The organism is Bacillus sp. JAS24-2 (genome assembly GCF_008274905.1).
In the GTDB taxonomy this organism is placed as follows: Bacteria; Bacillota; Bacilli; order Bacillales; family Bacillaceae_G; genus Bacillus_A; species Bacillus_A cereus.
This window is the reverse complement of the sequence record NZ_CP031068.1, coordinates 2,685,329-2,697,894: the sequence shown is the minus strand read 5'-3', so window position 1 is coordinate 2,697,894 and position 12,566 is coordinate 2,685,329. Positions and strand designations below refer to the sequence as shown.

Here is a 12,566-nt window from a genome sequence, read left to right as displayed (position 1 = left end):
CATATTAGGATTTAGTAAAAAAAATTCTTCCTGAAAAAGAGGGGGATTAAAGATAAGAGCACTTCGAAAAGTGCCCTTCAGTAACGACTACTCATTCTAAAAAGAAAGGATGCAATATATCATATGAAGTTAAATGTATTTAAGTATGGGTCTTTTATATAAATGTGAAATAAAAGAGGGTTGTCTTCTTATTAGAAGGCAGCTTTTTGTTATTACAAAAAAGAATTAGAAATAAAATATAAATTCAGTTACTTGTCCAAACAATTTTTTTAAAAATACATAAAATGCTAGTAGTTAGCCAATATTTTTATATTGCTAATTTTTTAGACTAAAAGGGGTGATTTTATGTGTGATTGTGAAGTTTGTAGAAGAAAGAAAAAACGTGATCCATTAAATCGGGGTTCTGAACCAAAAAAACAGGATTCCGAATCAGTAAATTCTTATTCATTTAGTAAAAATGCAAATTTTTTAGAAGAAGCTATACAAACAGATGAAATCGATCAAGTTTCTGAGGAATATATTGAAATAGTAGATTCAGCAGATGTACAAGTTACTACTACAGATACAAAAGCTGCACTATCTATCCAAGCCGCGTTACAAGCAGCTATTGTGGTTGTAGTAAGTATTTCTATAGCAGATAGTGAAAAGGCAGATAAAATAACACAAGAATTGTTTCAAAAATCATCTATTAAACAAATTAATAGACAAAAAACATTTATTAAAAATTCCAGAAACGTAACCGTAACAACTACTGATACAGATATTGCAGTGAATATTCAAATTCTTCTTCAAATTTTATTAGCGTTACTAGTTAAACTAAACATTTTATAAAGTGTCTATCCTATTTATATTTAGCTATAAGGGTTCACTCTAAGTAAATATTTTTTGTTGTAATATGTGGTACAAGCTTGGACTTTCTCATTATGACTGAATTAATATTCAAGATTGATGGGAAATTAAGTGTGGAAAACTACACAATAACAAAGGTGAACCTATTATTTAACAGTGAATAAAACTTATATATGTGAAGTAAAGGAAAGCTGTCTTCGTATTAGAAGACAGCTTTTTGATTTTATTAGTAAAAAGCCGTGAAAATAAAAGATTAAGTTACTTGTCCAAGCAATTTTTATTTAAATGCATATAATGCTGGTAGTTATTTGAAATTTTTATATAAAACTGATAGGAGTGAATATTGTAAATGGATGATTTAAATAAATTTTCTTCCTTTAAGTTTGATAAGGATCAAAAGAATATAATTATAGACCTTTTACTCTCAGATATTTTTAATAGGCATGGGATAAATGAAGAAAAACTAAAAAATTTATCACCAGAAAAAAAGCAGCAAATTAAAAGTATTGTTTCTGAAATACAATCACAAGTTAATAATTATTTAGATTGAAAGGGGGTGAATGTATGAAAAAAACATGTCATTCAGAGGAAAATAAAAGGTGGAGTGCATTAGACTCCTCAAATCCTCATCCATCTTTTAAAAATGCTACCGTTTCAGAAGCTGCAGCACAAGAAAGTAAAACTTACCAAATTTCTGAAGAATCTATTACAATAGTTGATTCAGCAGATGTAGAAGTTACTACTACAGATACAAAAGCTGCGTTATCTATTCAAGCTGCATTACAAGCAGCTATCGTGGTTATAATAAGTATTTCTATAGCAGATAGTGAAAAAGCTGACCGTGTAGCACAAGAATTGTTTCAAAAATCATCTATTAAACAAATTAATAAACAAGAAACTGTTATTAGAAATTCTAGAAATGTTACAGTTACGACTACAGATACAGACATAGCAGTAAATGTTCAAATTCTTCTCCAAATTTTATTAGCTTTACTAGTAAAATTAAATATTTTATAAAATGTTTAACCTTATTTAGATATAGTGCATCTTACAGGTAAATATTCACTGTTTTAATTATAGTACAGGCTATAAATATTTATCATAACTGGACTAATATTCAACATCACCAAAGTATGAATGTAAACAAACAATGTGATGGAAAATAAAGTTTGGTTATTTTATGAAAATTGAAAAGTTAATATTAAGTTAAAGAAGTAAAATATACGGATACAAAATACTTATAAAATTACTCGTGTTATAGAAAAATAATAAGAAAAAGGTGTTTAAAATAGAATCATTTTCATTAATAGTTCAAGTTTTGAAGAATAGTGCATACAATATAAAGTGTTTTCCTTTCTTCATTTAAGTTTTACGTATATAATTTAAAAGTACTATTTTTATTTTATTATTTTATATTTATAACAGAATAGAGGTTTAAAAATGAGTGTTAAAATCATTACGGATAGTGCGGCGGATTTACCAGTAGAATTGCTGCAAGCATATGATATTGATTTAATTCCACTCCGTGTATATGATGAAGCAGAAACAGAGTATTTAGATGGAGTAACATTAGAGTCAGTTACATTATTACAAAAAATGAGAGAAGGCGCTGTTTATAGAACATCATTGCCTTCACTTGAAACTTTCCAAGAAAAATTTGTTTCTTATGCAAAAGAAGGTAATCCTTGTATATATTTAGCTTTTTCATCTGAACTGTCTGGTACATATCAATCATCAGTTGTCATTAAAGAGGAAGTAAAAGAAACATATGCAGATTTAGATTTAGAAATTATTGATACAAAATGTGCTTCGCTTGGTCAAGGTCTTGTCGTTTTAGAAGCTGCTAAAATGGCAAAAGACGGCGCATCAAAAGAAGATATTTTAAACCGTGTCGCTTTTCTAATGAACCATATGGAGCACATCTTCACTGTAGCTGACTTACAGTACCTTGTTAGAGGTGGACGTTTAAGTAAAGTAGCTGGTTTTATCGGTGGTTTACTAAACATTAAGCCTATCTTAAACGTGGAAGAAGGAAAACTTGTACCACTTGAAAAGGTAAGAGGGAAAAAGAAAGTATTAAGCCGAATTGTTGATATTATGGAAGAGCGTGGTAAAGACCTTAAAGGTCAAACAATCGGTATCACTCATGGTGATGACTTAGAAACAGCGGAAGCATTAAAATCATTAATTACGGAAAGATTCGGTTGTAAAGTATTTATCGTAAATACAATTGGTGCAGCAATCGGAGCACATACAGGACCTGGCGTTATAACGTTATTTTTCTTAAATGAAGTAGAGTAAAGGATTGATCATTTGATCAATCCTTTTTTCTTTAATCTGTGATTACCGGTCGATATGGTATTGGTGAAGATAAAATCTTTGAAGTTTTCCTATATGAATTGCTCTCTTGTAGAGGGAGTATTTTTTATATGTGGAATGATACTTAATGGTAGAAGAAAAGAGTATAAATAAGAATGTATTTGTAGGAATTTAAATATTTGAAGATATCAAAATTTTGCCATTTCATATATAATTGTGTGGGGAGAAATATCTGTAACTATTTGTAAAAATAGGAGGCGACTATAAAAATGCAAGAAATTGCTAGATGGGATTTAAATCGCTTGTATTTGAATGAGGATATTCTATTTCCAATTTTGGAGTTGAAAGAGAAATATTTTGTAACAAAAGATGTAGAGGTTCTTTCAAAGCTAATACAAGCTATTGAGAAAACAGAATACTATTTGTACTGTAGATCAGTTGAAGAAAGTGTACCATCTGACCTTACTAAATTGACCGTGAAAGTGAAGGAACTAAAAAATGAATTACAGCAAGTAATAAAACATAATGAAGTGGAAACTTCAGATAATACTAAGTTAATAAAAGATGAGCTTAATGCTTGGGAAAATATGTACATACAATTACGGGATAGGATAGAAATAGAGCACAATAATAAACAATTATCCTTTGGACAAGCAAATACTATTGCAATGAATAGTGATAATGAAAAGGAAAGATTAGAAGTATTCGAGTTACTTACAAGTACTTTACATAAGGAAAAAGAAATCTTTGCTACTGTATTAAATCAAATAGGGAGATTGCGTAATGCAAAGAGTAATGAAATAGAAGATAGAGAGATTTTAACACAATCTTTTCATGCGAATGGCATTTCAGAAACTGTATTATTCCAAATGTGGAATGCGACAGAAGAAAATCTTGATAAATTAGTAAGTGCTTTAAACGTGTATAAGAAAGGAAAAGCTTCAATTACATGGCATGAACTTATGACGGTAAAGGAAAGTAATGAGATCATGATTCCTTTTTCAGTAGCAATACAAAACGTTTATGATGCATGTAAGAATATTGATGAAGAATTAGCAGAATTTGCACGTAATGCGATAGAAAGTGGTTGGGTAGATGCTGAACCGAGAGAGAATAAACCACCAGGTGGGTTTTGTGCTCCATTTTTCAGTGAGAAAGAATCGAGAATTTCCATTCGTTATGATGGGAGTATAGATAGTGTAAGAGTGCTCGCTCATGAATTAGGACATGCTTGGCACTTTTATAATATGAGTTTTGAACAATCTACGTCTTTTTTAGATGATTATTTGCCAATGAGTACGGCTGAATCAGCATCTATTTTCTTTGAAACGGTACTCTTAAATTATCTAATTGAAACAACGGATAGTAAAGATACGAAAAAGTCATTACTTAGCTGGAAAATAAGAAATAGTTTTAATTATGTAATGGCAATACGAGCATCGTATCAGTTTGAAAAAACATTTTATGAAAAATGTAAAGAGGGTCCTTTAAGTGCTGATGAAATTGAGAAATTATCTATAATTGCACAAAAAGAAGCTTATGGAAAAGCTTTAAGTGAATACCAGCCGTTTGTATGGATGAAATATATTCAATTTTATATAGCAGATGTTCCTTTTTACAATTATCCATACACATTTGGATATTTAGTAAGTTTTAGCTTATTAGAAATAGCTCAAGAAGGTAAAAGTACTTTTCATTCGAAATATAAAGAGTTCTTACGAGAAACAGGAAAGGCTCCAGTAGAGGAGCTTATGAAAAAACATTTTGAAATAGATATAAGAAATTATGAATTTTGGAATAAAGCTTTTATTCAAATTTCTAAAGACATTGATGAATATTTGCAGCTTATGTAAGGGGAGAGTACAGTGGATCAGCAGTTTATAAAAGGTATACCTTTTTCAACTTTAGAATATGCAAAAGCTATAAGTTTATTAAAAGGTTGGCTACATGAACAACAAGAGAAACCAAGGTTTGTAGTAACTGCAAATCCTGAAATTGTTATGTCTGCAAAGGAAAATACGGAAAAATCAAAGGAATTTAAAAAGATGTTACTATCTGCGGATTTAATAACAGCGGATGGGATTGGTGTCATAATTGGCTCGAAAATATTAAAAGGAAGTTTGAAAGAACGTGTTACTGGGGCGGATTTAACTCACGATTTAATAAAATATTGTAACGACAATGAATATCGTGTCTTTCTTTTTGGAGCTGCGCCAGAAAGTAATAAAAAGGCATTAGAAAAATTAAATGAGCAGTTCCCAGGAGCACAATTTAAAGGACAGCATGGATTTGTAAATGGTGAAGAAATAGAGGAAATAAAAATGAAAATTAAGCAGTTCAAGCCGCATTTACTACTCGTAGGACTAGGTTCACCAAAACAAGAAGAGTTCATCTATGAAAACATACAAACATTAAACGTTCCGCTATCTATTGGTATCGGAGGCATGATTGATATAATATCTGGTACTGTAAAAAGAGCACCAAAAATGATGAGGGATACTGGAACTGAATGGCTGTATAGGTTACTCTCACAGCCGAAAAGATTAAAGAGACAACTTGTACTTCCGAAATTTTTATTATCGGTTATGTTAGAGAGAGTGAAAGGAATGCCAAGTTAAGAAAGGACAAGTAAGATGATAGAGCCGTTATCTAATGAAAAAGCTACAATGATTTTTCAAGAGTTGAAAGTAGAATGTGAAACTTTATTTGAATTTAAAATTCGAAATGCAATACCTATTCATCGTGGTTGGCTAAATTTGAAGTGGAAACTCGAAACGGATGCAGGGGATTTTGTATTAAAGCAATATAATCAAGAACGGTACAAAATGTATAACTCAGACCTTTTAATACAAGCATTACAACAACAGCAAAGATTACATAATAATGGTGTAAGTTGTCCAAAAGTATTAATTTATAAAAATAATGTAATGCATATATCAAAAAGTGATGAAAGATTTATAGTATTAGAACATAAGGAAGGTAGCTTAGTTTCACCAGGAAAAGTGAATCAAAAGGAAATTCACTCTCTTGGTCAGACGATAGGCTATATGCATAACTTGTTAAATGATGGCTCTTTAATAAAAGGAGAAAATCCTAAATTTGTTCCACCTACTAAAGAGGCGAGATTGAAACATTGGGAAGATAAAAGGAGAGAAGTAGAGAAACTAGGAAAAGAGCACATTCTCCCTTATATAAAATTACAACAAGAAGCAACACAATTGGTAAATACAGAACAATTTCATAATAGCCAAAGGGGATGGGTGCACCGTGATTTATGGGTAGATAATTTCTTGTTTCTTAATGATAAAGTATCAGCGATTCTTGATTTTGATCGCATGGATTACGATTATGTAGAGTTAGATATTGGCCGTGTAGTTATATCGTGCGCATTAAGTGACGGAGTATTAAATAAGAGTCTTGTTGCATCATTTTTAGAAGGGTACCGCAATGAAGTAGACTTTCCAGTAGGGAATATTGTTCGGGCAATTCAAATGCTTTGGTACATGGAGAGTACTTGGTGGATCCATGCCAATATGGATCAGCATAGTGTACCACCTTCACGCTTTGCAGATGAAATGAATTGGATAGCTGAAAATTATGGTGTATTACATAATATATTGGCTGACTTATAAATAAAGAGGAGACTACATACATGAACAGAATCGGCATTATTGGAGCAATGCAAATTGAAATAGATTTACTTTTAGAAAAACTAGTTATACAAGAGGAACAGACAATAGCGGGAATGCCTTTTTATATTGGAGAATTCATGGGAACAGAAGTAATTATTACACGTTCTGGTGTAGGGAAAGTAAATGCAGCTGCATGCGCGCAAACATTAATTCATAAATTTGATGTAGACTCTATCATTAATACGGGCGTTGCTGGTGGATTACATTCAGATGTAAAAGTCGGCGATATAGTTATTTCAACGAATGTTACTCATCATGATGTAAGTAAAACTCAAATGAAAAACTTATTTCCGTTCCAAGAAGAATTTATTGCAAGTAAGGAATTGGTAGAGTTAGCACGTAAAGCTTGTATTAGTAGTAGTTTACAGATTGCAGTTCATGAAGGAAGAATTGTCAGCGGTGAATGTTTTGTTGAAGATTCAAAGTTAAAGGCGAAATTAATAGACGAATACGCACCTCATTGTACAGAAATGGAAGGGGCAGCAATTGGACATGTTGCCTATATAAATGATATACCGTTTCTCATTATAAGATGTATTTCTGACAGCGCAAATGATGAAGCTCAAATTTCTTATGATGACTTCGCGAAAACTGCTGCGAATTATTGCTCAGAAATTATTATTGAGATGCTTAAAAATATATCTGGTAAAACCATAGTCCAAAAGGAGAGATAGGAATGTTACAAGCATTAATTTTTGATATGGATGGTACGTTATTTCAAACAGATAAAATTTTAGAATTATCATTAGATGATACTTTTGATCACTTAAGATCATTACAATTATGGGATACAGTAACACCAATTGATAAATATAGAGAAATTATGGGTGTGCCGTTACCGAAAGTTTGGGAAGCTTTATTACCGGACCATTCTATTGAAATAAGAGAACAAACAGATGCATATTTTTTAGATAGACTTATTGAAAACATAAAAAGCGGAAAAGGCGCTTTATATCCAAATGTAAAAGAAATATTTACATATATAAAAGAAAATAATTGTTCCATTTACATTGCTAGTAATGGTTTGAAAGAATATTTACGAGCAATCGTAACTTATTATGCTTTAGACAAGTGGGTGATTGAAACGTTTAGTATTGAACAAATACAATCGCTAAATAAAGGTGACTTAGTTAAAAGTATTATGAACAAATATGATATAAAAGAGGCAGCGGTAGTTGGTGACCGGCTATCTGATATAAATGCAGCGAAAGACAACGGTTTACTTGCAATTGGGTGTAATTTTGATTTTGCGCAAGAAGATGAACTTGCTCAGGCTGATGTAGTAATAGATGATTTAATGGAGTTGAAGGGGATATTACCTGCTGTACAGAGGTAAATAAAGTGTGTGCGTTTTTTGCCAAGTCCTATATGTCTTAGTTTATGGAGGGAATATGATTAAAAATAATTTTAAAATTAGTAATATTCCTGCGGTTTTATGGGGAGATAAGAGTGATAAAATTTTTATTGCAGTACATGGAAATATGTCAAATAAGGAAGATACAATTATTCAAATATTAGCTGAAGAAGCCAAACAAAAAGGTTATCAAGTATTAAGCTTTGATTTACCTGAGCATGGAGAAAGAAAAGATGATAATACGCCTTGCAAAGTACAGATTTGTGTTAGTGAATTATCTATAATTATGAATTATGCAAAAGAACATTGGAAAGAAATAAACGTGTTTGCATGTAGTATGGGAGCGTATTTTAGCCTTTTAGCTTATCAAAATGATGTGGTAGAAAAGGCATTATTTTTATCACCAGTAGTTAATATGGAACGAATTATCGAAAATATGATGAAATGGTTTAATGTAACACCAGAGCTTTTGCAAAAAGAAATGACTATAGAGACACCTATTGGTCAAAAGTTACATTGGGATTATTTATGCTATGTAAAAGAACATCCGATTAATACATGGAATATAGATACATATATTTTGTACGGAGCCAAGGATGAACTGTGTGAACTTGAAACTATTAACTATTTTACAGAAAAACATCGTTGTGAATTAGAAGTTATGGAGACGGGTGAACATTACTTTCATACCGAAGAACAGTTAAAGATATTTGAACAGTGGTTACACAAGCATATCGATTAACAAATTACAATTTATTTTGAACCTGTTAGAGAAGAATGAGAAATATATAAACTTATAGTATATTTGAGAGAATTTATAAATGGTGAATGTATACACTTAAACAAACACATGCTTTAATTCGATAAGAATTAAACAACTTTAAAGAGCCTTATCACACACTAGATTGTAGCAAGGCTCTTATATTTTCATAATAAAATTAATCAACTGTATTATCGATTTACATATGAAGTGAAGAATACGCACGCTATAAATTACATAAAGTAACAACCATAAAAATGCTCAGAATAAAAGATTCTCGAGCATTTTTATGTATTTTCATACTTAGGGGGAATGGACTTGAAAGATATACATATTCAACAAATAGAAAATTTAATGGAATATGAATTCAGTCATCTCGTTCAAGAAAGTGAAGAAGAAGGTTTTAATTTCCTTATAAGGCTAATAAATGAATATAAAAACAAAATAAATGTATTCAATAAAACTGGAGAATGTTTATATGGTGTTTTCCAAGGTGATATGTTAATTGGAGTTGGAGGTTTAAATGAGGATCCGTACACAAAAGACAATAAGATTGGGCGGTTAAGGAGATTTTATATTTCAAGGGATTATCGGCGTATAGGGTTAGGGAACTTATTATTAAACCAACTATTATGTCATGCGGAAAAATATTTTGAAGTGATTGTTTTACATACTGACACGAAGCAAGGTGATGTGTTTTATACTGCGAATGGATTTGTAAAAGGGGGATTATATAAGGGATCGAGTCACTACAAAGTATTATAGAGATTGCTATCCAAATAATAGCTACGAACAGTTTTTTTGTTGGTAAATCGATATATCTTAAAAATCGCTGATATATGAAGTTGCGATCCTTATATTAAAAGACAACTTTTATAATTTCATTTACTAAATTGTTATTATAAAAAAGAGCACCTTAGCTTTTAAAATTTAGCTTATAAGGTGACTCCTTTTCAGTCAATTATGTTTTAACCTTCATTTGTTTCAATAATAATCCTGGTTTACCTTTTACATAATAAAAATGCGGATTATTTTCATCATCATAAAGCATAATATAAGGCTTTTCTTTTAGTGGGAGTAGTATAAGTACTTCGTCTATTGTAGTGTGTAACCATTGATTAGTAATAGAAACCGGCTTAGATAAAGGGATTTTTATCATATAGCCATCTTTTGGAACGACATTTAAGTTTTTAAATGGACCAGTAATTGATTTAGCGTATTGAACTGCTTCTTTTTGGATTACTGGATCTAAAGATTGTTTTTGAATGACCATTTCTTTTTGACAATCAAATACTTCAATTTGTTGATTTGTATTTGCGAACGCATTTGTTGATAATAGAAATAGAAGAAGAGAAATGACCCCGATTTTTTTTATCATAGTACAACACCTCACCATTACTATCCCCTCAAAAGCTTTAAATATTTTTCTGTCACATTCATGTAACAAAGATGTTGTATGATACAATTGGTTTTTGTTTAAAAGCAATGGAGGAAAAAATATGAAAGTTTTAATTGCAGATGACGAACAAGATATGTTAAGGATTTTAAAAGCTTATTTTGAAAAAGAAGGCTTTGAAGTATTATTAGCGAAAGACGGAGAGGAAGCACTTCAAATATTTTATGATGAAAAAATTGATTTAGCTATTTTGGATTGGATGATGCCGAAACATAGTGGTATTACTGTCTGTCAGGAAATAAAAAAGAATTCAAGCGTAAAAGTATTAATGCTTACGGCGAAAAGTGAAAGTGAAGATGAATTAGCAGCGCTTCAAAGTGGGGCAGATGAGTACGTAAAAAAACCATTTCATCCAGGAGTACTAATTACACGAGCGAAAAAACTTATTCAGCATGATGATATTATTCAAGTACAAGATGTAAAGATAAATTTCGCCAAAAATAAAGTATATAAAAATGATATAGAGTTAGAAATTACAAAAACAGAGCTCGAATTAATAAAATGCTTTTTAAATCATAAAGGAACTATTTTAACTCGTAAAAAATTGTTAGACATTGTATGGGGATTTGACTATTTTGGAGAAGAGAGAACGGTTGATACACATGTAAGAAGGCTGCGTAAAAAAATTGGAGAAAATATTATTAAGACGCATCGTGGGCTGGGTTATAGTTTGGAGGAACAAAGTGAATAAACTTGGGAAAAAGCTATTTCTCAGCATTTCTTTAACCGTTATTCTTATATTTACAATTTCTTTATTATTAATTAACTTTCTCCTGCCGAAATATAATATTTATAAAACACGTGAAAACTTAAATGAATTTACAACTCAAATACAAAATACGCCAGTCAATGATTTAGAAGATGTTATTCATACAATTGAAAGTGAAAATAATGTTACAATTGCGTATACGCCAATTAATCAGTCAGAAGATGCTATGAACGACGCGTTACGCATGCAACTTACGAAAAAGAAAGTAACGTTAAATAAGCTTTGGATTACGAAAGACGAAGTTATGAAAGTGAAGACGGAAGGGCAATCGAATAAACTGTACGATCAAGGAAAGGTAAAAGCGAGTTTTTTTGCTAAATATATTGCGAAAGATGATACGATAATTTTAATTGGGACTTCCATTGCGAATTCAAATGAAATTATAAATACGTTAAATACATTTTACTTATATATCCTATGTTTCTCGCTCCTTCTTATTATTTTACTTGTGTGGATACTTTCAAAAATAATAACGACACCACTGAAAGAGTTAAGTGATGTGGCTCAGGATATTTCACATTTGCAGTTTAAAAGAACGAAAGTGAAAACGAATGATGAAATAGGAGAGTTGGCCAATAGTATTAATATCATGAGTGAAAAACTACATGAAGCACATCAAGACTTAACTTATCGTAATGAACATTTAAAACGATTTATGGGTGATGTAACGCATGAATTAAAGACACCGATCGCATTAGTAAAAGCATACTCTATGGGGATTAAAGATGGATTAGATGATGGGACTTATGTAGATACAATTATTAAACAAACAGATCAAATATCAAACTTAATTGAAGAATTATTACGATTTTCTAAACTAGAAAGAGATATTTTACAAAAAGAAGAATTCCCCATTGAACCACTGGTCCAGAGTATATTAGATAAGCATCAGATTGAACTGGATTCGAAAGAAATTAACTTGCAAGTAAATTGTAATGCGGGCGATACAATCGTTTATGCAGATTTAAATAAAATGAGAATGGTGTTTCAAAATTTAATTTCTAATGCGATAAAATATACAGCAAATCAAAACATAATAATTACATTAGAAGATAGAAATAAAAGTATATATTTCCAAATAAAAAATGGCATTCCTACGGATAAAATTAAGGATATCGAGAAAATTTGGGAGCCTTTTTATGTACTAGAATCTTCTCGTAGTAAAGAAAAATCAGGTACAGGATTAGGTTTAGCGATAGTGAAAAGTATTTTAGAAAGGCATGGTTTTGAATATGGAGTTTCCTCTATAGATGGAGAAATTCAATTTTATATAAATGTGAAAAAGGACTAATGAAAATATTAGTCCTTTTTGCAGCTTTAGAGATTAGCGATACAGGATGAATCACCATAATTTTCAAAATTGATGT

General features: G+C 30.8%; 14 protein-coding genes. 13 read left to right on the top strand and 1 reads right to left on the bottom strand.

Annotation, left to right across the window (positions count from 1 at the left end; translation table 11 throughout):
- Positions 1-345: 345 nt before the first annotated feature.
- From DN407_RS14000 to DN407_RS13950, 11 genes are all read left to right on the top strand, one after another.
- The gene (locus DN407_RS14000) at positions 346-831 is read left to right on the top strand and encodes a spore coat protein (RefSeq protein WP_000332786.1); all 486 of its coding nucleotides are present in this window, start codon (positions 346-348) and stop codon (positions 829-831) included.
- A gap of 367 nt (positions 832-1,198) precedes the next feature.
- The gene (locus DN407_RS13995) at positions 1,199-1,399 is read left to right on the top strand and encodes a spore coat protein W (RefSeq protein WP_000342253.1); all 201 of its coding nucleotides are present in this window, start codon (positions 1,199-1,201) and stop codon (positions 1,397-1,399) included.
- A 14-nt stretch (positions 1,400-1,413) separates the two neighbouring features.
- Positions 1,414-1,866, top strand: coding sequence for a spore coat protein (locus DN407_RS13990; RefSeq protein ID WP_000750489.1), 453 nt, complete (start codon positions 1,414-1,416; stop codon positions 1,864-1,866).
- Positions 1,867-2,289: 423 nt separating this feature from the next.
- Positions 2,290-3,150, top strand: coding sequence for a DegV family protein (locus DN407_RS13985; RefSeq protein ID WP_149216386.1), 861 nt, complete (start codon positions 2,290-2,292; stop codon positions 3,148-3,150).
- 287 nt (positions 3,151-3,437) lie between these two features.
- Positions 3,438-5,021, top strand: coding sequence for a M3 family metallopeptidase (locus DN407_RS13980; RefSeq protein ID WP_001155357.1), 1,584 nt, complete (start codon positions 3,438-3,440; stop codon positions 5,019-5,021).
- Between the two features lie 12 nt (positions 5,022-5,033).
- Positions 5,034-5,786, top strand: coding sequence for a WecB/TagA/CpsF family glycosyltransferase (locus tag DN407_RS13975; protein ID WP_149216385.1), 753 nt, complete (start codon positions 5,034-5,036; stop codon positions 5,784-5,786).
- A 15-nt stretch (positions 5,787-5,801) separates the two neighbouring features.
- Positions 5,802-6,800, top strand: a complete 999-nt coding sequence (locus DN407_RS13970) for a phosphotransferase (RefSeq protein ID WP_000572381.1) — start codon at positions 5,802-5,804, stop codon at positions 6,798-6,800.
- A 20-nt stretch (positions 6,801-6,820) separates the two neighbouring features.
- Positions 6,821-7,534 carry a 5'-methylthioadenosine/adenosylhomocysteine nucleosidase gene (locus DN407_RS13965; RefSeq protein ID WP_001079723.1) on the top strand — a complete coding sequence of 238 codons (714 nt, stop codon included), beginning with the start codon at positions 6,821-6,823 and terminating at the stop codon, positions 7,532-7,534.
- A gap of 2 nt (positions 7,535-7,536) precedes the next feature.
- The gene (locus DN407_RS13960) at positions 7,537-8,196 is read left to right on the top strand and encodes an HAD family hydrolase (protein WP_000938413.1); all 660 of its coding nucleotides are present in this window, start codon (positions 7,537-7,539) and stop codon (positions 8,194-8,196) included.
- A gap of 55 nt (positions 8,197-8,251) precedes the next feature.
- Positions 8,252-8,956 (top strand): alpha/beta hydrolase, encoded by a 705-nt coding sequence (locus DN407_RS13955; RefSeq protein ID WP_016110151.1) that lies wholly within the window; start codon positions 8,252-8,254, stop codon positions 8,954-8,956.
- Positions 8,957-9,286: 330 nt separating this feature from the next.
- Positions 9,287-9,739, top strand: a complete 453-nt coding sequence (locus tag DN407_RS13950; RefSeq protein WP_080450962.1) for a GNAT family N-acetyltransferase — start codon at positions 9,287-9,289, stop codon at positions 9,737-9,739.
- A 196-nt stretch (positions 9,740-9,935) separates the two neighbouring features.
- Here DN407_RS13950 and DN407_RS13945 read toward each other — a convergent pair whose 3' ends face one another.
- Positions 9,936-10,352, bottom strand: coding sequence for a hypothetical protein (locus DN407_RS13945; RefSeq protein WP_000591772.1), 417 nt, complete (start codon positions 10,350-10,352; stop codon positions 9,936-9,938).
- A gap of 121 nt (positions 10,353-10,473) precedes the next feature.
- Between DN407_RS13945 and DN407_RS13940 the strand changes: the two genes are divergently transcribed.
- Positions 10,474-11,121 carry a response regulator transcription factor gene (locus DN407_RS13940; protein WP_000865979.1) on the top strand — a complete coding sequence of 216 codons (648 nt, stop codon included), beginning with the start codon at positions 10,474-10,476 and terminating at the stop codon, positions 11,119-11,121.
- Positions 11,114-12,490, top strand: a complete 1,377-nt coding sequence (locus DN407_RS13935; RefSeq protein ID WP_149216384.1) for a sensor histidine kinase — start codon at positions 11,114-11,116, stop codon at positions 12,488-12,490. The genes DN407_RS13940 and DN407_RS13935 overlap by 8 nt, the downstream gene beginning before the upstream one ends.
- Positions 12,491-12,566 lie beyond the last annotated feature (76 nt).

Excerpts from the sequence above, each read along its gene's own strand:
- DN407_RS14000 (WP_000332786.1), top strand. The coding sequence starts at position 346 with ATGTGTGATTGTGAAGTTTGTAGAAGAAAGAAAAAACGTGATCCATTA.
- DN407_RS13995 (WP_000342253.1), top strand. The coding sequence starts at position 1,199 with ATGGATGATTTAAATAAATTTTCTTCCTTTAAGTTTGATAAGGATCAA.
- DN407_RS13990 (WP_000750489.1), top strand. The coding sequence starts at position 1,414 with ATGAAAAAAACATGTCATTCAGAGGAAAATAAAAGGTGGAGTGCATTA.
- DN407_RS13985 (WP_149216386.1), top strand. The coding sequence starts at position 2,290 with ATGAGTGTTAAAATCATTACGGATAGTGCGGCGGATTTACCAGTAGAA.
- DN407_RS13980 (WP_001155357.1), top strand. The coding sequence starts at position 3,438 with ATGCAAGAAATTGCTAGATGGGATTTAAATCGCTTGTATTTGAATGAG.
- DN407_RS13970 (WP_000572381.1), top strand. The coding sequence starts at position 5,802 with ATGATAGAGCCGTTATCTAATGAAAAAGCTACAATGATTTTTCAAGAG.
- DN407_RS13965 (WP_001079723.1), top strand. The coding sequence starts at position 6,821 with ATGAACAGAATCGGCATTATTGGAGCAATGCAAATTGAAATAGATTTA.
- DN407_RS13960 (WP_000938413.1), top strand. The coding sequence starts at position 7,537 with ATGTTACAAGCATTAATTTTTGATATGGATGGTACGTTATTTCAAACA.
- DN407_RS13955 (WP_016110151.1), top strand. The coding sequence starts at position 8,252 with ATGATTAAAAATAATTTTAAAATTAGTAATATTCCTGCGGTTTTATGG.
- DN407_RS13950 (WP_080450962.1), top strand. The coding sequence starts at position 9,287 with ATGGACTTGAAAGATATACATATTCAACAAATAGAAAATTTAATGGAA.
- DN407_RS13945 (WP_000591772.1), bottom strand. The coding sequence starts at position 10,352 with ATGATAAAAAAAATCGGGGTCATTTCTCTTCTTCTATTTCTATTATCA.
- DN407_RS13940 (WP_000865979.1), top strand. The coding sequence starts at position 10,474 with ATGAAAGTTTTAATTGCAGATGACGAACAAGATATGTTAAGGATTTTA.